Annotated in this window: 22 protein-coding genes and 1 riboswitch; of the genes, 11 read left to right on the top strand and 11 right to left on the bottom strand. The window is 72.5% G+C overall.

Annotation, left to right across the window (positions count from 1 at the left end):
• Window positions 1-173: 173 nt before the first annotated feature.
• The gene (locus tag IF09_RS0103730; protein ID WP_369778980.1) at window positions 174-1538 is read left to right on the top strand and encodes a class II 3-deoxy-7-phosphoheptulonate synthase; all 1365 of its coding nucleotides are present in this window, start codon (window positions 174-176) and stop codon (window positions 1536-1538) included.
• A 167-nt stretch (window positions 1539-1705) separates the two neighbouring features.
• A complete protein-coding gene (locus tag IF09_RS0103735; RefSeq protein ID WP_053785178.1) occupies window positions 1706-1945 on the top strand; it encodes a (2Fe-2S)-binding protein in 240 nt (79 codons plus the stop codon).
• Window positions 1946-1975: 30 nt separating this feature from the next.
• Here the strand turns inward: IF09_RS0103735 and bfr are convergent, their stop codons facing one another.
• Window positions 1976-2455 carry a bacterioferritin gene (bfr, locus tag IF09_RS0103740; protein WP_030291847.1) on the bottom strand — a complete coding sequence of 160 codons (480 nt, stop codon included), beginning with the start codon at window positions 2453-2455 and terminating at the stop codon, window positions 1976-1978.
• Window positions 2456-2656: 201 nt separating this feature from the next.
• On the opposite strand from bfr, the gene IF09_RS0103745 reads away from it, so the two are divergent.
• Entirely contained in the window at window positions 2657-3289 is a 633-nt protein-coding gene (locus tag IF09_RS0103745; protein WP_030291848.1) for a sulfite oxidase-like oxidoreductase, read from the top strand.
• A 203-nt stretch (window positions 3290-3492) separates the two neighbouring features.
• Here IF09_RS0103745 and IF09_RS0103750 read toward each other — a convergent pair whose 3' ends face one another.
• From IF09_RS0103750 to thiO, 5 genes are all read right to left on the bottom strand, one after another.
• Window positions 3493-4362: a deoxyribonuclease IV gene (locus tag IF09_RS0103750; protein ID WP_030291850.1), complete on the bottom strand. Its 870-nt coding sequence runs from the start codon at window positions 4360-4362 to the stop codon at window positions 3493-3495.
• A gap of 20 nt (window positions 4363-4382) precedes the next feature.
• Complete coding sequence (pknB, locus tag IF09_RS0103755) at window positions 4383-6299, bottom strand: Stk1 family PASTA domain-containing Ser/Thr kinase (protein ID WP_030291852.1); 1917 nt, start codon at window positions 6297-6299, stop codon at window positions 4383-4385.
• A gap of 423 nt (window positions 6300-6722) precedes the next feature.
• Complete coding sequence (locus IF09_RS0103760; protein ID WP_030291853.1) at window positions 6723-7517, bottom strand: thiazole synthase; 795 nt, start codon at window positions 7515-7517, stop codon at window positions 6723-6725.
• 5 nt (window positions 7518-7522) lie between these two features.
• The gene (thiS, locus tag IF09_RS0103765; RefSeq protein ID WP_030291854.1) at window positions 7523-7723 is read right to left on the bottom strand and encodes a sulfur carrier protein ThiS; all 201 of its coding nucleotides are present in this window, start codon (window positions 7721-7723) and stop codon (window positions 7523-7525) included.
• Window positions 7720-8889 carry a glycine oxidase ThiO gene (gene thiO / locus IF09_RS0103770; protein WP_030291856.1) on the bottom strand — a complete coding sequence of 390 codons (1170 nt, stop codon included), beginning with the start codon at window positions 8887-8889 and terminating at the stop codon, window positions 7720-7722. The genes thiS and thiO overlap by 4 nt, the downstream gene beginning before the upstream one ends.
• Window positions 8887-8999, bottom strand: a riboswitch (TPP riboswitch). (Overlaps the previous gene by 3 nt.)
• Before the next feature lie 103 nt (window positions 9000-9102).
• Between thiO and IF09_RS0103775 the strand changes: the two genes are divergently transcribed.
• The 5 genes from IF09_RS0103775 (at window position 9103) to IF09_RS0103795 (ending at window position 13558) form a co-directional block, all read left to right on the top strand.
• Window positions 9103-10323, top strand: coding sequence for an NAD(P)/FAD-dependent oxidoreductase (locus IF09_RS0103775; RefSeq protein ID WP_030291858.1), 1221 nt, complete (start codon window positions 9103-9105; stop codon window positions 10321-10323).
• Between the two features lie 79 nt (window positions 10324-10402).
• Complete coding sequence (locus IF09_RS0103780) at window positions 10403-10768, top strand: Rv2175c family DNA-binding protein (protein WP_030291860.1); 366 nt, start codon at window positions 10403-10405, stop codon at window positions 10766-10768.
• Between the two features lie 119 nt (window positions 10769-10887).
• The gene (thiE, locus tag IF09_RS0103785; RefSeq protein ID WP_030291861.1) at window positions 10888-11538 is read left to right on the top strand and encodes a thiamine phosphate synthase; all 651 of its coding nucleotides are present in this window, start codon (window positions 10888-10890) and stop codon (window positions 11536-11538) included.
• Between the two features lie 92 nt (window positions 11539-11630).
• Window positions 11631-12548: a methylenetetrahydrofolate reductase [NAD(P)H] gene (gene metF, locus IF09_RS0103790; protein WP_030291863.1), complete on the top strand. Its 918-nt coding sequence runs from the start codon at window positions 11631-11633 to the stop codon at window positions 12546-12548.
• A 53-nt stretch (window positions 12549-12601) separates the two neighbouring features.
• Complete coding sequence (locus IF09_RS0103795; protein ID WP_030291865.1) at window positions 12602-13558, top strand: hypothetical protein; 957 nt, start codon at window positions 12602-12604, stop codon at window positions 13556-13558.
• A gap of 75 nt (window positions 13559-13633) precedes the next feature.
• On the opposite strand, the gene IF09_RS0103800 is transcribed toward IF09_RS0103795, so the two are convergent.
• The 5 genes from IF09_RS0103800 to IF09_RS0103820 all read right to left on the bottom strand — a co-directional run bounded on the left by IF09_RS0103800 (window position 13634) and on the right by IF09_RS0103820 (window position 17910).
• The gene (locus tag IF09_RS0103800) at window positions 13634-15046 is read right to left on the bottom strand and encodes a phytoene desaturase family protein (protein WP_030291867.1); all 1413 of its coding nucleotides are present in this window, start codon (window positions 15044-15046) and stop codon (window positions 13634-13636) included.
• Window positions 15047-15078: 32 nt separating this feature from the next.
• Window positions 15079-15714 carry a DUF4126 domain-containing protein gene (locus IF09_RS0103805; RefSeq protein WP_051832060.1) on the bottom strand — a complete coding sequence of 212 codons (636 nt, stop codon included), beginning with the start codon at window positions 15712-15714 and terminating at the stop codon, window positions 15079-15081.
• Window positions 15715-15851: 137 nt separating this feature from the next.
• Window positions 15852-16253, bottom strand: a complete 402-nt coding sequence (locus IF09_RS0103810) for a DUF3040 domain-containing protein (RefSeq protein WP_030156028.1) — start codon at window positions 16251-16253, stop codon at window positions 15852-15854.
• Between the two features lie 307 nt (window positions 16254-16560).
• Window positions 16561-17319: a class I SAM-dependent methyltransferase gene (locus tag IF09_RS0103815; protein ID WP_030291871.1), complete on the bottom strand. Its 759-nt coding sequence runs from the start codon at window positions 17317-17319 to the stop codon at window positions 16561-16563.
• 99 nt (window positions 17320-17418) lie between these two features.
• Entirely contained in the window at window positions 17419-17910 is a 492-nt protein-coding gene (locus IF09_RS0103820; RefSeq protein WP_030291872.1) for an SAV_6107 family HEPN domain-containing protein, read from the bottom strand.
• Window positions 17911-18105: 195 nt separating this feature from the next.
• On the opposite strand from IF09_RS0103820, the gene IF09_RS0103825 reads away from it, so the two are divergent.
• The 3 genes from IF09_RS0103825 to IF09_RS0103835 are packed head-to-tail and all read left to right on the top strand — an operon-like array spanning window position 18106 to window position 21672.
• Window positions 18106-18957: an ATP-binding cassette domain-containing protein gene (locus IF09_RS0103825; RefSeq protein WP_030291873.1), complete on the top strand. Its 852-nt coding sequence runs from the start codon at window positions 18106-18108 to the stop codon at window positions 18955-18957.
• Window positions 18929-21016: a YhgE/Pip family protein gene (locus IF09_RS0103830; protein ID WP_030291874.1), complete on the top strand. Its 2088-nt coding sequence runs from the start codon at window positions 18929-18931 to the stop codon at window positions 21014-21016. Before IF09_RS0103825 ends, IF09_RS0103830 begins: the two co-directional genes overlap by 29 nt.
• 29 nt (window positions 21017-21045) lie before the next feature.
• A complete protein-coding gene (locus IF09_RS0103835; protein ID WP_030291876.1) occupies window positions 21046-21672 on the top strand; it encodes a TetR/AcrR family transcriptional regulator in 627 nt (208 codons plus the stop codon).
• Window positions 21673-21708 lie beyond the last annotated feature (36 nt).

Here is a 21708-nt window from a genome sequence, read left to right on the forward strand (position 1 = left end):
TCGCGTCGTGCGTGTCAGTGGGTACGCGCGAGAAGTGGGCCGCCGGGAGCGGGCCACCACCAGTTCTGGTTCGAGAGCGCGTACATGCCGCCGACGATAGCCCACCCGTACCCGCAGAGACACCCGTCTCACGGAGTGGGCACCGGGCTGGACGTGACGCAAGACGCCGTAATGTGTACGAGGTGACCGTGAACGCTGAAACCCAAGCCCCCGCCGCCAAGGCGACCTGGCGAGACCTTCCCGCGGCGCAGCAGCCTTCGTACCCCGATGCCGAGGCACTGCGCGCTGTCGTCGCGGACCTCGAGTCGTATCCTCCGCTCGTTTTCGCGGGCGAGTGCGACCAGCTGCGCGCCCGTCTGGGAGCCGTCGCCAAGGGCGAGGCGTTCCTTCTGCAGGGCGGCGACTGTGCCGAGGCCTTCGACGCCGTGTCCGCCGAGCACATCCGAGCCAAGCTGAAGACGCTGCTCCAGATGAGCGCCGTCCTGACGTACGCGGCCTCCGTGCCCGTCGTCAAGGTCGGCCGCATCGCGGGCCAGTACTCCAAGCCGCGCTCCAAGGACACCGAGACCCGCGACGGCGTCACCCTGCCGACCTACCGCGGCGACTCCGTCAACGGCTTCGCCTTCACCGAAGAGGCCCGGATCCCGGACCCCGAGCGGCTGAAGCGCATGTACCACGCGTCCGCGTCGACGCTGAACCTGGTGCGCGCCTTCACCACCGGTGGCTACGCCGACCTGCGCCAGGTGCACGCCTGGAACCAGGACTTCGTGAAGTCCTCCCCGTCCGGGCAGCGCTACGAGCAGCTCGCGCGGGAGATCGACAACGCGCTGAACTTCATGAAGGCGTGCGGCACCGATCCGGCCGAGTTCAAGGCCGTCGAGTTCTACGCCTCCCACGAGGCGCTGCTGCTCGACTACGAGGGCGCGCTGACCCGCACCGACTCGCGTACCGGCAAGCTGTACGACACCTCCGGCCACATGGTCTGGATCGGTGAGCGCACGCGCCAGCTGGACCACGCGCACATCGAGTTCTGCTCGCAGATCGCCAACCCGATCGGCATCAAGCTCGGCCCGACCACCACGGTGGACGAGGCGCTGACGTACATCGACCGGCTGGACCCCGAGCGCGAGCCGGGCCGGCTGACCTTCGTCGTCCGCATGGGCGCCGACAAGGTCCGCGACAAGCTCCCCGAGCTCGTCGAGAAGGTCACGGCCTCGGGCGCGACCGTCGCCTGGGTCACCGACCCGATGCACGGCAACACCTTCGAGGCGGCCTCCGGCCACAAGACGCGACGTTTCGACGACGTGCTCGACGAGGTCAAGGGCTTCTTCGAGGTCCACAAGGGCCTCGGCACCCACCCGGGCGGCATCCACGTCGAGCTCACCGGTGACGACGTCACCGAGTGCGTGGGCGGCGGCGACGAGATCTTCGTCGACGACCTGCACCAGCGCTACGAGACGGCCTGTGACCCGCGGCTCAACCGCAGCCAGTCCCTGGACCTGGCCTTCCTCGTCGCCGAGATGTACCGCGACCAGTAAGCGGATCAGTACGTAGGTACCTACGACTGTGGGGCACGGATCGATGTGATCCGTGCCCCACAGTCGTTTCCAGGGCTTTTAGGCAAGCCTCACTTTAGGTACGGTTAGGTAAGCCTCACCGAATAGGGGATGGCTGCAGAACCATTCCTGCCAGGGAGGTGAACCGCGTGTACGTCTGCTCTTGCTTCGGGATCACCGACAAGCAGGTCAAGGAGCACGCGGCCGCCGGGGCCTGCACCCCCCGCCAGATCGCCTCGGTCACCAAGGCCGGCACCGACTGCGGATCCTGTGTGCGCACCATCCAGGGCATCCTGGGCCGCGGGGCGTGCCCCCGTCGGGAGCTGCTGGAGAAGGGCAACGCCGCTGCCGTGCTCGCGGCCGACCCGGCGCTCGCGGAAGCCGCGTAGGACTCGGCTCTCCGGGAAGCCGCGTAGGACTCAGCTCTCCGGCTGTTCGATCAGCTGCGCAATGTAGAGCGGCTCCCCGATGCTCTCGATGAGCTCCAGCTGGGTGTCGAGGTAGTCGATGTGGTGCTCCTCGTCCCCCAGGATCTCCTCGAAGAGGCGCGCCGAGGTCACGTCGCCCTTGCCGCGCATCACCTCGATCCCGCGCTTGAGGCGGTCGATGGCCTCGACCTCGACCTGCCGGTCCGCCTGGAACATCTCCGTCAGGGTCTGGCCGACCCGTACGTGGAAGAGCCGCTGGTAGTTCGGCAGGCCGTCCAGCATGAGGATGCGCTCGGTGATCTTGTCCGCGTGCTTCATCTCGTCGATGGACTCGGCACGGGTGTAGTTCGCGAGCTTGGTCCAACCCTTGTTGTCCTGGATCCGGTAGTGGAGCCAGTACTGGTTGATCGCCGTGAGCTCGCCGGTCAACTGCTCGTTCAGAAACTCGAGGACCTCGGGGTCGCCCTGCATCGCAGAGGCTCCTTCCAGGCAATGTCAGCTGCGTGACGGGTCTGGGGGCACCTCCCAGCCGTGGCTGGGGGAGTGCGCGCATCCTTGCACCGCCGCAGGAGGCCGTCCAGTAAGTGCCTCCTTAGTGTGAGTTGCCATGACTTGCCCTTGTAGGGGCATACCCGGTCGTGACCACCCCGCTACGTCTGTCACCATGGAGCCATGGGTCAGCCGGAAAGCCGGGAATCTCCGGGAGCAGAGCAGCTGGAGCTTCCACCGGGGCAGCGGTTGCAGCGCGGCTGGCCGGTCACCCACTACGGCCCGGTCCCCAAGTTCAAGCCGGACCGCTGGGAGTTCCGCGTCTTCGGAGCGACCGCCGACGGTGAAAAGCACTGCTGGAACCACGAGGAATTCACGGCCCTGCCGTTCGAGTCGGTCGTGGCGGACCTGCACTGCGTGACGAAGTTCAGCATGCAGGGCGCCGAATGGGGCGGGGTCCTCGCCCGCCGCATCCTGGCCCTGGCGCCGCCGTCCCCGCAGGTCACGCACGTGATGGTGTGGGCCGAGTACGGCTTCAGCTCCAATCTGCGGCTGGCCGACTTCGCCTCCGAGCGGACCGTCTTCGCCACCCACGAGGGCGGTGAACTGCTCACCGCCGAGCACGGTTTCCCGGTACGGCTCGTGGTCCCGCACCTGTACGCCTGGAAGGGCCCGAAGTGGGTCCGCGGCATCGAGTACATGACCGCCGACCGCCGCGGCTTCTGGGAGGAGCGCGGCTACCACAACATCGGCGACGCCTGGCGCGAGCAGCGCTACTCGTACCAGGAGGAGCCGGGGGACGGCCCCGAGTTGTAACGGGGCTCCGCCCTCAGTGGTGGTACCGGTGCACGAACGCGTGGCCCTTGCCGCGGCCGATCAGCCACTGCACCGTTGTCGATCAGCTCCATGACGGCGATCGAAAGGGTGGCCCCGGCCAAGGCCACCCGGATGGCCGTACGCAGGTCCACGCCGGCCGCGAGGATCCCGCGCAGGGTGAGCGCGTGGTGTTCCTCAATGGATCAGTGGAGCTCGCGCAGCTCCTTCAGCAGTGCCACGTCCGCCGCATGCCCTTCCTTGCCGCCCGGCGTCTCGATGATCAGCGGGACGCCCTGCGTCGCGGGGTGCGTGAACAGCTCGGCGAACGCGTCCCGGCCGATGTGCCCCTGCCCGATGTTGGCGTGGCGGTCCTTGTGGGCGCCCACGCCCTCCTTCGAGTCGTTCGCGTGGATCAGCTTCAGCCGCCCCTCGCCCACCGTGTCCACCAGCAGGTCCAGCGTCTGCTTGGCGCCGCCCGGCTCCGCCAGATCGTGCCCCGCGGCGAAGACGTGGCAGGTGTCCAGGCAGATCCCGAGCTTCGGATGGTGCTCCAGCGCCTCGAAGTACGGCCCGAAGTCCCAGGTCCGCGAGCACAGCGAGGAACCCTGCCCGGCCGTGGACTCCAGCAGCAGGAACGGGTCGTCGTCGTGCACCAGCTCGTCCAGCAGCGGCAGCAGGTACTCCCTGACCTGCGCGTACGCCGCCTCGCGCGGGCGCCCTCCGGTCGCCGAGCCGGTGTGGACGACCACCCCGAGCGCACCGATCTCCCGGCCGCGGCGCAGCGAGTGCCGCAGTGACTCCACCGACCTCTCCACGGTCGCCTCCGTGTGCGAGCCGAAGTTGATCAGGTACGGCGCGTGCACGTACGCCGGGATCGACCCGGCCGCGCACCCCGCCCGGAACAGCTCGTCCTGGGCCGGGTTCCCCACCGGGGTGGCCCAGCCGCGGGGATTGGCCACGAAGACCTGGACGGCCTCGGCACCCATCTCCCGCGCGTACGTCAGCCCCACCGAGGCGAGCCCGCCGGCGACGGGGACGTGTCCGCCCACGGGATTGCGCACGGCCCCGTCCATGACGCTCCGGTCCACTACTGCTACAGCCCCTTGGTCCGCAGGACGATCGTGCTGCCCTCGGGGGCGTTCTGGCCGCCCGGCACCGACTGGGCGTCCACCGTGTTGCTGAAGGACAGGAACGGCCGCTCCACCTTCACCTTGAAACCGGCCGCCTCCAGCGTCCTGCGGGCCACGTCCGCCTCCTGGCCGGTCACGTTCGGCACCGGGATCTGCCGCGGGCCCTTGGACACGGTGAGCGTCACCGTGTCACCCGTCGCGGCCTGCGCTCCGGCGCCGATCGACTGGTTGGCGACCGTACCGGCCGGGAACGGCGAATTGACCTGGTCCGCGGCCGTCTCGACCTTGAGGCCGGCGTCCTGGAGGGCGGCCCGCGCCTGGTCGAGGGGGCGTCCGGCCACGTTCGGCACCTGCACCGGCCGGCCCTTGCTGACCACGATCGCGACCGCCGTGTCGGGCGACCGCTTCTGCCCGCCCGTCGGATCGGTGGAGATCACCGATCCCTGGGCGACGTCCTGGCTGAACGCCTGCGTGACCAGGCCGGGAGCCAGACCGCTCTTGGCCAGCTCGGCCTTCGCGTCGTCCAGTGGCCTGCCCTTCACATCCGGGACGACGACGACCTCCGGGCCGCGCGAGATCGTCAGCACCACCGCGCCGTTGCCGCGGATGCGCTTGCCGCCCGAGGGGTCGGAGTTCATCACGGTCCCGCGGTCGAACGCGTCGCTGAACTTCCGGTCGATCCGCTTCACGCCGAGGCCGGCCTCGGACAGCTCGGACTTGGCCTGCGCCTCGCTCTTCCCGAGCAGGTTGGGGACCTTCGTGAACTGGCCGGCGTTGATGTACCACACCCCGGTGCCCAGACCGAGCGCGATCAGCACCCCGGCGATCACGAGCAGCGTGCCGCGCCGCGGCCTGCGCGGGGCCGGAGGCGCGACTCGGGCCGGTGCGGGCTCGGGGCGGTCCGGGAGCTCCAGCCGGGACGTGAGGTTCACGGACGGCTGCGCCGCGACGGGCCGCGGGATCACACTGGTGCGGTCCTCGGTGGCGCTGCGCGCCTCGGCACGCGCCTGCGGCGGCACGGCGTCCAGCTCGGTGTCACCGAGCAGCGCGCGGGCGTCGAGGGCCAGCCCGAGCAGGGCGGCGGCGTCGGAGGGGCGCAGCTCCGGATCGCGGGCGGCGGCGTACGCGACGAGCTGGTCCAGGACGCCCGGCAGCCCCGGGACGGCGGCCGACGGCGGCGGCACGTCCTCGTGCAGGTGCTGGTAGAGCACCTGGGCGGCGGTGCCGCCGGAGTGCGGCTTGGAGCCGGTGAGCATCTCGTACAGGACGACACCGCAGGCGTAGACGTCCACGCGGGTGTCGCCGCTCCCGCTCTCGATCTGCTCGGGGGCGAGGTAGGAGACGGTGCCGAGGACGGAGCCGGTGGTGCTGGTGACCGAGTCGACGGACCGGACCAGCCCGAAGTCCGCCACCTTGACCCGGCCGTCGTCGCCGATCAGGACGTTCTCGGGCTTCATGTCGCGGTGCACGAACCCGGCCCGGTGGGCGGCGCCGAGCGCGGCGAGGACGGGCTCGAGGATGTCGAGGGCGGCCCGGGGCTGGAGCGCGCCGCGCTCGCGGAGCACGTCGCGCAGCGTGCAGCCGGAGACGTACTCCATGGCGAGGTACGTGTACGGCCCGTCGGTGCCCTGGTCGAAGACGGCGACGACGTTGGGGTGCGCGAGGCGGGCCACGGACTTGGCCTCGCGGATGAACCGGTCGACGAAGCCGCCGTCGGCGGCGAGCGCCGGGTGCATCACCTTCAGCGCGAGCACGCGGTCGAGGCGGGTGTCGACGGCCCGGTAGACCGTCGCCATGCCGCCGGCCGCGATGCGGGCGTCGACGCGGTAGCGGCCGTCGAGTGTCTGCCCGACGAGGGGGTCATCCAGGGTCGTATCCACCCGGCGATTCTACGAGCGCGGGCCGGGGTCCCGTCCCGGGTGGTGGTTTGTTGCAGCGCAGCTGTGACGTGTCTCCCTTTTCGCCGCGCCCCTCGCGCGGCTCGGCCCGGGCGGGCCTTACCGGCCCCGGCGGGCTGCACCGGACTCCGTCCGGCGTGCCCGGCCGGTGGTCCCGCTTCCCTGCCGTCCGGCACGGGGCCGGTGGCCGGGTGCCGCTGGTCCGGCCCTGCGGGGCCCGTCCCCGACCCGCCCTTCCACCGTTCCGGGGGCTCCGCCCCGGACCCCGGTCCTCACACGCCGGACGGGCTGGAATGGCTGCTGCGCGGCAAGATCCAGCCCCGCCGGCGCCCGGACCGGGGTCCGGGCAGAGCCCGGGAAACGGAGAAAGGGCGGGGCGGGGAGAGGGCCCCGCGCAGCGGAGCGTCAGAAGGCCGGGCGCTCCGGGTCGAGGGCGGCGCGGCCCTCGGCCGGGGACGAGGCCTCCGCGAAGCGGCGCTGCGGGATGCGGCCCGCGCGGTACGCCAGACGGCCCGCCGACACCGCGTCGCGCATGGCCGCCGCCATCAGGACCGGGGACTGCGCCCGGGTCACCGCCGACGCCAGCATCACCGCCGAGCACCCCAGCTCCATCGCCAGCGCCACGTCGGAGGCCGTACCGGCCCCCGCGTCCAGGATCACCGGCACCCCCGCCCGCTCCGCGATCAGCTCGAAGTTGTGCGGGTTGCGGATCCCCATCCCCGAGCCGATCGGCGACCCCAGCGGCATGATCGCCGCACAGCCCACGTCCTCCAGCTTCCGCGCGAGCACCGGGTCGTCGTTCGTGTACGGCAGCACCGTGAAGCCCTCGTCCACCAGCGTCTCCGCGGCGTCCAGCAGCTCCACCCCGTCCGGCAGCAGGGTCCGCTCGTCGGCCACGACTTCGAGCTTGACCCAGTCCGTGCCCAGCGCCTCCCGCGCGAGGCGCGCCGTCAGCACGGCCTCGCCCGCCGTGAAGCAGCCAGCCGTGTTGGGGAGTACGCAGATGCCCAGCCGGGTCAGCACCGACAGGACCGAGCCCTGGACCGTCGGGTCCAGCCGCCGCATCGCCACCGTCGTGAGCTCCGTACCGGACGCGATCAGCGCCCGTTCCAGGAGGTCCAGGCTCGGGGCCCCGCCCGTCCCCATGATCAGGCGGGACGAGAAGGTCCGGCCGCCCAGCTCGAAAGCGTCGTCTGCCATCGCGCTCAGCCTCCCTGCACGGCGGTGAGGACCTCGACCCGGTCGCCCTCGCCCACCGGCGTGAGCGGCCACTGCCCGCGCGGGACCACGGTCTCGTTGAGTGCGGCCGCGACGCCCGAGGGGGCCGCGGTCAGGATGGCGACCACCGCGTCGAGGGTGGTGCCGGCCGCGACCTCGCGCGGCTCGCCGTTGACGGAGATGGTCATGCGTACGCCTCCTGACGTGCGGCGCTGAAGCGGCGCGGGGTGAACGGGCGGGCGATCTCCGGGAGCGCGCCGGTGGTCAGCAGCTCCGCCATGACGTCGCCGGTGAGCGGGGTCAGCAGCACCCCGTTGCGGTAGTGCCCGGTGGCCAGGTGCAGGCCGGGCAGATCGGTCGGGCCGAGCAGCGGGGCGTTGTCCGGGGAGCCGGGCCGCAGCCCCGCCCGGGTCTCGGTCAGCGGCAGTTCGGTGATCCCGGGCACCAACTCATGGGCGTCGCGCAGGAGTTCGTACACGCCCCCCGCGGTGACCGTCGTGTCCCAGCCGAGTTCCTCGCTGGTGGCGCCGATGACGAGCTCGCCGTTCTCGCGCGGCACCAGGTACACGTGGCTGCCGCGGACCACCGCCCGAACCGTCCGCGACAGGAACGGCGCGTACGCCGTCGGCACCGCGAGCCGCAGCACCTGGCCCTTGACCGGCCGTACGGGCGGCAGCACCTGTGCCGGTACGCCGGCCAGCCGGCCGCTGAGCGAGCCCGCGGCCAGCACCACCTGGTCGGCACGCAGCTCCGTACCGTCGTCGAGCAGTGCGCCGGCGGCCCGGTCGGCGGTGGTGAGCAGCTGCTCCGCGTTCGCCCGGTGGATCTCCACACCGGCGCCCTCGCAGGCGGCCAGCAGCGCGGCCGCCAGCCGGCGCGGGTCGACCTGGTGGTCGCCGTCCACGCGCAGGCCGCCGCGTACGCCCGGGGCCAGCATCGGCTCCAGGCGGCGGCACTCGCGGCCGGTGAGCCACTCGGACTCCAGGCCGCAGCGCCGCTGCAGGGCGTGCAGCTCGCGCAGATGGAGCCGGTCGTCGGCGTCGAGGGCCACGGCGAGCGTGCCGCAGGCGCGGTAGCCGATGTCCATCCCCCCGCTGGCGTCGGCCAGCTCGGCGGCGAACTCCGGGTAGCGGCCGGCGGAGGCGAGATTGAGGCCCAGCAGGGTCTCCTCGCCGTAGTGCAGCTCGGTGACGGCGGCGAGCATGCCGGCCGCGACCTGAGCGGCGCCGCCGCCGGGTGCCGGATCGGCGAGCACGGTCCGCAGCCCGCGCCGGGCCGCCCGCCAGGCGGTGACCAGGCCGATGATCCCGCCCCCGATGACGAGGACGTCGGATCCCTTCCGAGATGAGTGCATGGGCGTCCAGCCCCTCCCTTCGCCGGCATGACCCGGATCAGGTTCGTACGGTCGGAGGCCGTCCAGCCTCCCTCTCAGCCCGGTACGCCCGGACTCCCGCGATAGGTACGACGGCCAGACTAACCCCGGCGCCGGGGCCGGGTAAGGCTGCCTCCCCGGCCGTTCCCCCGGCCGCTGTTCCTGACGAGGTGTCAGATCGCTAGGCTGGGCGGTGTGAGCGAGCAGACGGAACAGACACAGAGCGGCGTCGTCATCGTCGGCGCCGGAATGGCGGGGGTGCAGACCGCGGTCGCGCTGCGGGAGCAGGGGTGGAGCGGCCCCCTGACCCTGCTGGGCGCCGAGCCCCACCAGCCCTACGACCGGCCCCCGCTGTCCAAGGCGGTGCTGCTCGGCAAGGCCGAGGACTCCGCCTTCGACGTGGACTTCGAGGGGCTGGGCATCGAGCTCCGGCTCGGGGTGGAGGTCACCGGGCTGCGGGCCGCCGAGCGCGAGCTGGACACCGAGGCGGGTCCGGTCCCCTACGAGGTGCTCGTACTGGCGACCGGCGCCGAACCGCTGACCCTGCCCGGGTCCGAGGGCGTCCCGGGCGTGCACCTGCTGCGCACCCTGGACGACGCGGCCCGGCTGCGCCCGGTGCTGGCCCGGGCGCCGGCGATCGTGGTCGTCGGGGCCGGCTGGATCGGCGCCGAGTTCGCCACGGCGGCGCGCGAGGCGGGCTGCGCGGTGACCGTGGTCGAGGCGGCGGACCGGGTGCTGGCCGGGGCGCTGCCGGCGGAGGTCGCGGCCCCCATGGCCCGTTGGTACGAGGAGGCCGGGGCCGCCCTGCTGACCGGCGCGAAGGTGGCCTCGGTGGAGTCCGGGCGGGTCCTGCTCGCGGACGGCCGGGAGCTGCCGGCGGGCGCGGTGGTCGTGGGCATCGGGGCCCGGCCGGCGACCCGGTGGCTGGCGGAATCGGGGGTGGCGCTCGGCCCGGACGGCTCGGTCACCGCGGACGAGTACCTGCGGACCTCCCTGCCCGGGGTGTACGCGGTCGGCGACTGCGCGTCGTTCCCGTCGGGGCGCTACGGGGCGCGGCTGCTGGTGCACCACTGGGACAACGCCCTGCAGGGGCCGCGCGTGGTCGCGGCGAACATCGTGGCGGCGGCTCCGGTGCAGGTCTACGACCCGGTGCCGTACTTCTGGTCGGAGCAGTTCGGGCGCTTCGTGCAGTACGCGGGGCACCACGCGGGGGCGGACGAGCTCATGTGGCGCGGGGACCCCGCCGAGGCGGCGTGGTCGGTGTGCTGGCTCCGGGCCGGAGCGCTGGTCGCGGTCCTGGCGGTGGGCCGGCCCCGGGACCTGGCGCAGGGCCGGAAGCTGATCGAGACGGGCGCCCCCGTGGACCCCGCCAAGGTCTCCGACCCCGCGACCCCGCTGAAATCGGCGCTGGTCTAGGAGGTGCGGAGGGGGCCCGCAGGCCCGGACGGGTCGGCTCGGGTACCGGGTGTCGGTCCGAGGTGGCAGGCTTGTGCTCGTGACCGAGATTGACGCAAAGATCGATGCCCTTGTCCCCGCCTGGCTGTACCTCCCCGACATCGCGGAGATGCTCGACATCGAAGTGACCCGGGTCCGCCAGCTGGTCAAGGAAGGTCAGCTGATCGCCGTACGCCGCGGTGAGAACCGCGCGCTGCAGGTGCCCGCCGCCTTCATCGACGGCGACAAGACCGTCAAGGGCCTCGCGGGCCTGCTGACCGTGCTCCGCGACGACGGCTTCTCCGACGAGGAGATGCTGGAGTGGCTCTTCACCGCCGACCCGACCCTGCCCGGCACCCCCGTCCAGGCGCTGAGCGAGAATCGCGGCACGGAGGTGAAGCGCCGCGCTCAGGCGCTCGCCCTCTGAACCGAGCGACCCGAGCGACCCGAGCGACCCGAGCGGCCCGGTGATCCGAGCCGCCTGATCCATCCGCGGTGCACGGGCCCTGGACGGCCCGTGCACCGCTTCCACCCCGGGGGGTACCCATGTCCGCGAACGCCCAGCTGTCCGATGCCCGGCTCTACCTGTGCACGGACGCCCGCAAGCGGCAGGGGGACCTCCCCGAGTTCCTCGACGCGGTCCTGGCCGGGGGCGTGGACATCGTCCAGCTCCGGGACAAGGGCATGGAGGCGGGCGAGGAGCTCGAGCACCTCCAGGTCTTCGCCGAGGCCGCCCGCCGGCACGGCAGGCTCCTCGCGGTGAACGACCGCGCCGACGTCGCCCACGCCATCGGCTCCGACGTCCTGCACCTGGGCCAGGGCGACATCCCGGTGCCCGCCGCCCGTGCGATCCTCGGCGACGGGTTGGTCGTCGGCCGGTCCTGCCACGCCGAGTCCGAGGTCGACGCCGCCGTCGCCGAGCCGGGCGTGGACTACTTCTGCACCGGCCCCTGCTGGCCCACCCCCACCAAGCCCGGCCGGTACGCCCCCGGCCTCGGGCTGGTCCGGTACGCGGCTTCGCTGGCGCAGCCCCGCCCCTGGTTCGCCATCGGCGGCATCGACGCGGGCAATCTCGACGAGGTCCTCGACGCCGGAGCCACCCGCATCGTGGTCGTCCGCGCCCTGACCGAAGCCTCCGACCCGGGTGCGGCCGCCGCCGACCTGGCCAAGCGGGTCCGGGAGCGCGTTTCCGCCTAAGCCGTCGCAGGACCCCCGTGCAGGTGTCCAAAAACATGTCCAAAAGGCGGACACCGCTTCGGTGACCGCGAACGCGCGTCTAACCTGCCCGTATGGCCCTTGGTACCGCTTCCACCCGTACGGACCGTGCACGCACGGTCCGTGACCTGCTGGCGGGCGGGAGCCCGTCGTACTCCTTCGAGTTCTGGGCCCCCAAGACGGAGAAGGGCGAGCGCAACCTCTGGAACGCGCTGCGCCGGATCGAGGCGGTGGGCCCGAGCTTCGTCTCCGTGACCTACGGGGCCGGCGGCTCCACCCGCGGCGGCACCGTCAAGGCCACCCAGCAGATCGCCGCCGACACCACCCTGACCCCCGTCGCGCACCTCACCGCGGTCGACCACTCCATCGCCGAGCTGCGCAATGTCATCGGCCAGTTCGCCGACGCCGGCATCCGCAACATGCTCGCGGTGCGCGGAGACCCGCCGGGCGACCCGATGGGCCCGTGGCTGGCGCACCCCGAGGGCGTGCACTACGCGGCCGACCTCGTCCGACTGCTCAAGGAGTCCGGGGACTTCTGCGTGGGCGTCGCGGCCTTCCCCGAGATGCACCCGCGTTCGGAGGACTGGGACACGGACATCCGTCACTTCGTGGACAAGTGCCGCGCCGGTGCCGACTATGCAATCACCCAGATGTTCTTCGATCCGGAGAATTATCTGCGGCTGCGCGACAGCGCCGGGAAGGCGGGCTGCGAGACCCCGATCATCCCCGAGGTCATGCCTGTTGTGGGGATCAAGCAGCTCGACCGGTTGCCACAACTCAGCAACGCAGTCTTCCCCGCAGCCGTGAAAGAGCGCATGCTCGCCGTCAAGGACGATCCAGCCGCTGTACGCTCCATTGGGATCGAGTTCGCCACGGAGTTCTGCGCGCGGCTGCTGTCCGAGGGTGTCCCGGGGCTGCACTTCATCACGCTGAACAATTCCACGGCGACTCTCGAGATCTACGAGAACCTGGGCCTGCACCAGCGGGCCTGATCGGCCGGCCCCCTTGTTCCTGGGCGGGGCGGCCGTACCGAGAGGTGCCACGCATGGGAATGACGGTCCTCTACATCGCGTTCGGTTTCGTCGCGCTGTGGCTGCTTGCCGAGGTCCTGATGCAGTACAAGGCCCGGCTGCGCTGGCGCCTGCTCGCGTTCGCCGGGTTCCTCGGTGTGGTCGCCGGGGTGGTGCTGCCCTCGGTGCTGGTCATCGGCGCCGGCGCGGCCGCGTTCGCCTTGGGCCAGACCCTGGTGACGCTCTCCTTCCGCAAGGGCTTCGAGGCCGGCTGGGCGCTGCGCCGGGGCGGTGAGCCCGTACGGCAGACCCGGCGCCGCCGGGCGGGCGGTCCGCGCCCCGAGCCCGCGCTGCAGGTGACCGGGCTGGCGTACGGGTCCGACGGGACGGACGGGGACGCCGACGGCGCCGACACGCCCGACGCGTCCGGCAAGGAGCGGCCGGAGCCGCAGTTCCAGGCCGCGACCGAGGAGTTCTACAGCCCGGAGCCGCTGCCCGAGGACACCGGGTCGTACGGGATACAGAGCTTCGCGCCCACCGCCGAAGCGGGGCGGACGGCGTCGTTCGCCCCGCCGTTCTCCACGGCCGAGCAGGACGCCCACCAGTACGCGCCCTACTACGACGCCCAGTCCTACGAGCCGCAGAGCCAGGGCGGCTACGACTACTCCACGGGCTATCCGGCCGGCGGTGAACAGCAGGTCTACGCCGCCTACTCGGACCCGTACATCGGCACCGGCGGGGCCGTCATCCCGCAACAGCCGTACGACTACACCCCGTACGCCGACTACTCCGCCGACCCGTACGCGAGCGCGGGCGGGCAGCAGCAGTACTCCATGGACACCCCGCCGGGCGGGGTGTGGGTGCCGCAGCAGCGGTCCACCGACGGGGCCGCCCACCCCTACCCGGGGGACGAGCAGCAGCCGTACCCGCAGCAACAGCCGCAGGAGTACCCGTACCAGGGCTCCGGCGAGTACGAGCAGTACCGCTACTGAGGCCGTGAGGCCGAGGAGGCCGTGCAGCAGGGCGTGCGCCCAGCCCCCGGGGGTCCTTCCCCGGGGGCGTCCGTGTCACCGGGAGCCGCGGAACTCCGCGCCCTCCACGATGAGTCCGGCCACCAGGGCCCCGGTCATCCCGGCGTGCGCGAGCCCGCCGCCGGGGTGCGCCCAGCCGCCCGCGAGGAACAGCCCAGGCAGCGCCGTGGTGTTGGCGGGGTAGAGCATCCGGCCGCCGGCTCCGGCGAGGGCGGGCGGCGGCACCGCGCCGCCCTGCGCGCCGGTGGCCGCCTCGATGTCCGCGGGCGTACGCGCCTGCGTCCACAGCAGCCGCTCGCGCAGCCCCGGAACGGCCCGGGCGGCCAGGTCCAGCAGCTCCTCCTCGCGGGGCGCAGAGGCGCCTCCAGGGCCGCAGACGGCGCTCACGGTGACGGCCTCGTGGTCCGCGTCGGGCCGGATCGCGGGGTCGTCGGGGCGCAGCACGGTCAGCTGGGTGCCGGGGGAGTGGACCAGGGTGCGGTGGACGGTGTCCGCGGGGCGGGCTCCGCGCAGCGCGAGCAGCAGGGTCAGCCTGCTTGCCACACCCGGCCCGCGGGCCGGGGCGCCGCCGGCCGGCAGCGGGGTCCCCAGCTGCCGCGGGTCGACCCCGCAGACCACGAGATCGGCGGCGGCCTCGGTGCCGTCGGCCAGCAGCAGCCCGGCCGCCCGGCCGTCCCGCTCCAGGACCTTCCGTACCGGTGCGTCGAGGACGAAGGCGACCTTCCGCTCCCGGCAGCGCTCGTACACGGCGGTCGCCAGCTCCCGCATCCCGCCGCGCACGTACCAGCTGCCGAAGGTCTGCTCCATGTACGGGAGCACGGCCGCCGCGGCGGGCGCGGTGGCGGGGTCGATCCCGTACGACCGCACCCGGGCGGCCAGCAGCTCGCCGAGCTCCCCGCCCAGCTCGCGCCCGGCCACCTCGGCGAGGGTCGGCGGGCGGCGGCGCAGCAGGCCGCTCTTGCGCAGCGCGGGGTACGGATCGCCGCCCAGCACCTGCCAGTCGGGACGCAGCGGCTCTTCCAGCAGGGGGCGGCGGGTGGCGTTCCAGGCGTCCCGGGCCCGGCCCAGGACGCCGTTCCAGCGCTCGCCGGCGCCCGCGCCGAAAGCCTGGTCGAGGACGGCGGCGGCGCCGCCGCGCGAGCCGCCCGGGAGGGTGAGGACTGTCCCGTCGGCCAGGACGTGCCGGACGGCCGGGTCGACCTGCACGAGCTCGACGCAGTCCTCCAGGGGCCGTTTGCCGGTCTTGACGAACAGGTCGCGGTAGACGGCGGGCAGGTGCAGCAGCCCGGGCCCGGTGTCGAAGGAGAAGCCGCCCTGCTCGTACCGGCCGACGGAGCCGCCGTAGGTGGACCCGCGCTCGTACACCGTCACCTGGTGCCCTGCCACGGCCAGCCGGGCCGCCGTAGCCATCGCGCCCATGCCGGCGCCGATCACCGCAATTCGTGCCATGCGGTGACCCTATCGAGCGGGATCGCGGGAGGTCAGCGGGGTGGCACCGCGGCCCGCGCGGCCGCCTCGCGCTCCTCGGCGGCGAGCTTCTTCTCCTCGCGGCGCTGGGCCCGGCGGCGCAGGAAGCGGCGGATCCGGGTCCACAGGAACACGAGTATGGCCAGACCGGCCGCCAGCAGGACGGCCGCGATGACCGCGGCGGCCTGGGGGTTGAACATCGCGAACGTGACGATGCCGGCCACGCCCAGGTCCTCGGCGGTGCTCAGGGCGATGTTGCTGAACGGCTCCGGCGAGGTGTTGACGGCCATGCGGGTGCCGGCCTTGACGAAATGGCTGGCCAGCGCGGTGGAACCGCCGATCGCGCCGGCGGCGATGTCGGAGAGCGAGCCGCTCTGGCCGGCCAGCAGCGCGCCCACCACCGCCCCGGCCACCGGGCGGATCACGGTGTGCGCCGTGTCCCAGACCGAGTCCACGTAGGGGATCTTGTCCGCGACGGCCTCGCAGAGGAACAGCACACCGGCGACGATGAGCACGTCGGTGCGCTGCAGGGACTCGGGGACCTCGTCGGTCAGTCCGGTCGCGCCGAAGATGCCGAGCAGGAGGACCACGGCGTAGGCGTTGATCCCGCTGGCCCAGCCGCTGGTGAAGACCAGGGGGAGCACACTCACCGGGTCATCATGCCGCAGGACCGCGCCGCGGGAGGGGCGATCCGGGACTCGGACCGATCACGCGGACCGGCGGGGCAGAGCGGTGAGGGGACGGTCGCCGTGCGGCGGCCGTCCCCTCACCCGTGTCTGCGGGGGGCCTACTGCCCCTGCTCGTCGCGGCGGCGCTGCCACCGCTCCTCGATGCGGGTCATCATCGACCGACGCTGCCGGTTGCGGCCGTGGGCCGAACCGCCTGCACTGCCGGAGACGGGCTGCTCGCCAGGCTTGGGTGCCTTGCGCCAACCGGTGACCACGAGGACCGTACAGCCGAGCATGACGAGGAATCCCACCACGCTGACCCAGAGTACGTTCGGAATGATCACACCGGTCATGAGGAGCGCGATACCCACCACAATGCCTGCGACTGCCTGGTAGACCCGTCGCCGGGTGTACGTACGCAGTCCGCTTCCCTCAAGCGCTGTCGCGAACTTGGGATCTTCGGCGTACAGCGCTCGCTCCATCTGCTCGAGCATTCGCTGCTCGTGCTCCGAGAGCGGCACGGGAGTCCTCCTCATCCGTCGGTCGCGGGGGGTAGCGACCAGGGGTCCCCTTCAGGATAGGCGGGGAATCGCCCCCGTGATACCCGCCCTCTGCGCGAGGTTCCAAACACTGCCCGGAGAAGGCGCCGCCCGGAAAGGCGCCGCCTGAGCAAAACCCTGCGCGAAACCGTACCGCCGGGAGGGCGGTCACTGAGGCGCTTATTCCCCAACGGCCCGTCCACCATGCCGGTCACTGCGCACGATCATACGGGGCCGGACGCCGGATCGGAGGGTGTCCGGCGTACTCCGTGAGCGGAAGCTCCGCAGATCAGGCGCGCTTCTCGCCCAAGACGTGCAGCTGCGTCGCGACCGCGTGGAAGGCCGGCAGCTCGGCGGCGGCCTCCTCGAGGCGCAGCAGCGCCTCGACCGCGCCCGGCTCGGTGTCGACCAGGACGCCGGGGACGAGGTCGGCGAAGACGCGGACCCCGTGCACCGCGCCGACCTCCAGGCCGGCCCCGCCCACCAGCTCGGTGAGCTGCTCGGCAGTGAAGCGGCGCGGTACCGGGTCGCCCGCGCCCCAGCGGCCGGCCGGGTCGGTGAGCGCCGTACGGGCCTCGGTGAAGTGGCCGGCGAGGGCCCGGGCCAGCACGGCCCCGCCGAGGCCGGCGCCCAGCAGGCTGAGCGTGCCGCCGGGGCGCAGGGCGGCGACCGCGTTGGCGACGCCCTCGGCCGGGTCGTCCACGTACTCGAGCACGCCGTGGCAGAGCACCACGTCGTACGCGTCGCGCTCGACGACGTCCAGCAGGCCCTGGGCGTCGCCCTGCACGCCGCGCACCAGGTCGGCGACACCGGCCTCGGCGACGCGGCGCTCCAGCCCGAACAGTGCGTTCGGGCTGGGGTCGACCACGGTCACCCGGTGGCCCAGCCGGGCCACCGGCACGGCGAACTTGCCGGTGCCACCGCCGGTGTCCAGCACGTCCAGCACATCCCGCCCGGTCGCCTTCACCCGGCGGTCGAGCGCCTCCTTGAGGACCTCCCACACCACGGCGGTGCGGAGGGAGGCACGGGGGCGGGAAGTGTCCGACACGGCTGATGGCTCCTCGGCGCGACAAGGGTGGGAGATGCGAACCCCACCCTATTGCCTGGAGCATGCCCTGCCGATCACCCCCGGCTGCCCGGCCCGGGGTCAGCCCGCGTCCGGAGGCTCCGGACGCTCGGGACGGGGCAGAGGCAGCGTCGGCGCCACCGGCTGGAGGGCGAGCATCCGCTCCACCAGCCGCAGGAACATCTCCACGGCACGCACCAGATCGTCCGCGTCCCGGACCGACGCAGCATCCCGTATCCCCGCCTCGGCCCGCGCCCGGCGCTCGGCGCCGGAGGCGAACAGTGCGCTCCACTCCGTCAGTTCCGGCGCTATCTCCGGCAGTACCTCCCACGCGCTGCGGATCCGCGGGCGGCGCCGCGCGCCCACCGGCTCCGGCCGCCCGCGCGCGGCGAGCACGGCCGCGGCGGTGCGCAGCGCGGCGAGGTGGGCGGTGGCGTACCGCTCGTTGGGCCGGGTCAGCCGGGCGGCCTCGGCCAGGCCGGCGCGGGCCTTGGTGAGCAGATCGAGCGCGGCCGGCGGGGCTGCCGACCTGCGCGGGACGGGGTGGACAGGGGACGGGGACGGTGTGGCCATGACGAACCTCCTGTCGTTGCGTACTGCTGTGTCTGTGTTTGTGCCTGCATCCATCGTGACGGCCACCACTGACAATCGCCCTGACCTGCTGTTTTGCCCCCTCTGTCCGGTCAACTGCCCCCCTGGGTACATGTGGTGCATCCGAAGGTGCTAGTTTTTGAACTGACCGGTCAGTTCAAAAGAAGGGGGGACGGTGTGGACAGCCCGCACGGTGCGGCCGTCAAAGCCGAGAACTTCGGACTCAGGGGCCCGCGCGGCTGGGTGTTCCGGGGAGTGGTCCTCGACGCGGACCCCGGCTCGCTCATCGCGGTCGAAGGCCCCTCGGGCAGCGGCCGGACCTGCCTGCTCCTCGCCCTCACGGGACGCATGAAGGCCACCGAGGGCCACGCCGAGATCGCCGGCCACCGCCTGCCGAAGCACATGACCGCGGTACGCCGGATCGCCGCCCTCGGCCCGGTCACCGGGGTCAACGAGCTCGACCAGTCCCTGACCGTCGCCGAGCAGCTGCGCGAGGGCGCGCTGCTCCAGCGCCGCTACGAGGGCCCCGTACGCGCCCTGCTCCGCCCGCGCGGCGAGCGCCGCGCCGGCACGCAGGCCCGGATCGACGCCGCCCTGGCCGCCGCCGGGCTGGACCTCGCCGGGCTGCCCAAGGGCCCACGCACCTCCGTACGGGACCTGGAGCGGCTGGAGGCGGTGCGGCTGTCCGTCGCCATCGCCCTGCTGGGATCGCCGCGGCTGCTGGCCCTCGACGACCTGGACCTCAAGCTCTCGGACGCCGAACGTGCCGAGGCCTGGACCCTGCTGCGCTCGATCGCCGCCCGCGGGACCACCGTCCTCGCGGTGTGCAGCGACGCACCGGACGACGTGACGGTCCTGCGCACGGGCGCCGCGGCGGCCGAGCCCGAGGACAAGGCCGAGGCCGACACCGAGGCCACCGCGTCCGCTACCGGCGACAACTCGGCGGACAACTCCGCAGACACCGACGACGACACCGACGACGACACGAAGGGGACGGACGATGCGCTCGCCGAAGCTCGCCGCGCTTGAGCTGAAGCGGTTCGGGCGGGGGAAGCTGCCCGTGGCCGCTCTCATCGCGCTCCTCCTGCTGCCGCTGCTGTACGGCGCGCTGTACCTGTGCTCCTTCTGGGACCCGTACGACAACCTGGACAAGGTGCCCGTCGCCCTCGTCAACGCCGACAAGGGCGCCACCGTCGACGGCAAGCGCCTCGACGCCGGCGGCGAGATCGCCAGGAAGCTCCACGACAGCAAGACCTTCGACTGGCGCGAGGTCAGCGCCGAAGAGGCGGCCGAGGGCGTGGAGAAGGGGAGGTACTACCTCTCCCTCACCATGCCCGCCGACTTCAGCGCGAAGATCACCTCCAGCGCGGGTGACGCCCCGACCACCAGCGCCCTGCAGGTCCGTACGAACGACGCGAACAACTACATCGTCGGGTCGATCTCGCGCACCGTCTTCTCCGAGGTCCGCTCCGCGGCGTCCGCCAACGCCTCCCGCGGCTTCCTCGACAAGATCTTCGTCTCCTTCGCCGACCTCCACGACAAGACCGCCGAAGCCGCCGACGGGGCCGACCAGCTCAAGGACGGGGCCGGCAAGGCCCAGCAGGGGGCCAAGGACCTCGCCGACGGGCTGGACACGGCGAAGGAGAAGAACGGCGAGCTGACCGGCGGGCTGACGAAGCTCAACACGGCCGCGGGCAAGCTGGAGACCGGTACCAAGGACATCGCCGCCGGCACCCAGCAGGTCGCGGACAAGATCAACGGCACCGCCTCCCAGGTCCGCCCCTACCTGGACAACCCCAAGCAGCTCGCCGACACCGCGCTGCTCGTCGCGGACACCGCCCGGGTCGTCAACAACCACCTCGAGACCTTCAGCAGGAAGGCCCCGGCCGCAGCCAAGGTCAGCAAGCAGGCCGCCGCCCTGGCCGCCGACACGTACACCCGCACCTGCACGGGCGCTGCCGCCAAGCCCCTGCCGGTCACCTGCGCCGACATGAAGAGGCTGAAGGACACCACCGCCGAGGCCGCCCAGCTCACCGGCGACGTCGACACCCTGGTCAAGGACTCGGGCGGCGATCTGGCCGACCTGCGCAAGCAGCTCACCGAGCTGGAGAAGCAGGCACGCAAGCTCGCCGCGGGCGCCCCCTCCCTCTCCGGCAAGCTCGACCAGGCCGTCGCCGACGCCAACGCCCTCAACACCGGCGCCCACAAGGTCGCCAGCGGCATGGCCCAGCTCCACACCGGCCTGGGCAAGGCCGCCGACGGCTCCGAGGCCCTCGGCGAGGGAGTCGGCAAGCTCGGCGACGGAGCCCACCGCCTCGACGGAGGCATGTACAAGCTCGTCGACGGCACCGGTGAACTCGCCGGCGGCCTCCACGACGGCGTCGGCAAGATCCCGGACTACGACCAGCAGCAGCGCGACGCCCGCACCCAGGTGATGGCCGACCCGGTGAAGCTCGCCAACCAGTCCCTGCACAAGGCGCCCAACTACGGCACCGGCTTCGCGCCGTACTTCATCCCGCTCTCCCTCTGGGTCGGCGCGATGGTCGCGTACATGCTCATCGCCCCGCTGAACCGGCGCGCCCTGGCCGCCGGCGCCTCGCCCTGGCGGATCGCGTTCGCCGGCTGGCTGCCCGTGGTGGGCATCGGCGTCCTGCAGGTGCTCGCGCTGATGTCCGTACTGCACTGGTCCCTCGGCCTGGAGATGGCACACCCCGCACTCGCCATCGGCTTCCTCGCGCTGGCCACCGCGTGCTTCGCGGCGATGGTCCAGTGGCTCAACGCGAAGTTCGGGGCGGCCGGGCGGATCCTGGTCCTCGTCGTGCTGATGCTGCAGCTGACCTCGGCGGGCGGTACGTATCCCGTGGAGACCAGTCCCGCCTTCTTCAACTGGATCCACCCGTACCTGCCGATGACGTACATCGTCGAGGGGCTGCGCCGCCTCATCTCCGGCGGCGACCTCACCCGGGTCTGGGTGGGCTGCGCGGTCCTGGCGGCCTTCACGGCGGGCTCCCTGCTCCTCACCACGCTCGCCGCCCGCGGCAAGCAGGTGTGGACGATGGACCGGCTGCACCCGGAACTGAGCCTGTAGAGAGCGGTTGACCTGTGAGAATCAGCGCCATGGACACCAGCAGCACCGGTACCGGCGGCGGCCGCCGGCAGGCGACGCGCCAGAAGCTCTACGAAGCGGCCGTCACGCTCATAGCCGAGCAGGGCTTCTCCGCGACCACGGTCGACGAGATCGCCGAGCGGGCGGGCGTCGCGAAGGGCACCGTCTACTACAACTTCGCGAGCAAGAACGAACTCTTCGAGGAGCTGCTGCGCCACGGCGTCGGCCTGCTCACGGCCTCGCTGCGCACCGCGGCCGAGGAGACGGAGCAGCGGGGCGGCAGCCGGGTCGAGGCGCTCGACGCGATGATCCGGGCCGGCCTCGTCTTCATCGACCGGTACCCGGCCTTCACCCAGCTGTACGTCGCCGAACTGTGGCGGACGAACCGGGCGTGGCAGTCCACGCTGATGGTGGTCCGGCAGGAGGCGGTGGCCGTCGTGGAGACGGTGCTGCGGGAGGGTGTGGAGCGGGGGGAGCTCAGCGCGGAGATCGACGTGCCGCTGACGGCTGCCGCGATGGTGGGCATGGTGCTGGTGGCTGCGCTGGACTGGCAGTCGTTCCAGAGCGAGCGGTCGCTGGACGACGTGCATTCGGCGCTGTCGCTGCTGCTGCGGGGCCGGGTCAGCGGGAACCGCTGAGGGCGCCGGGGCACGCCCCCCGATCGGCGGTGCCGT

It is taken from the genome of Streptomyces katrae (assembly GCF_000717655.1).
GTDB classification, from domain to species: Bacteria; Actinomycetota; Actinomycetes; order Streptomycetales; family Streptomycetaceae; genus Streptomyces; species Streptomyces katrae_B.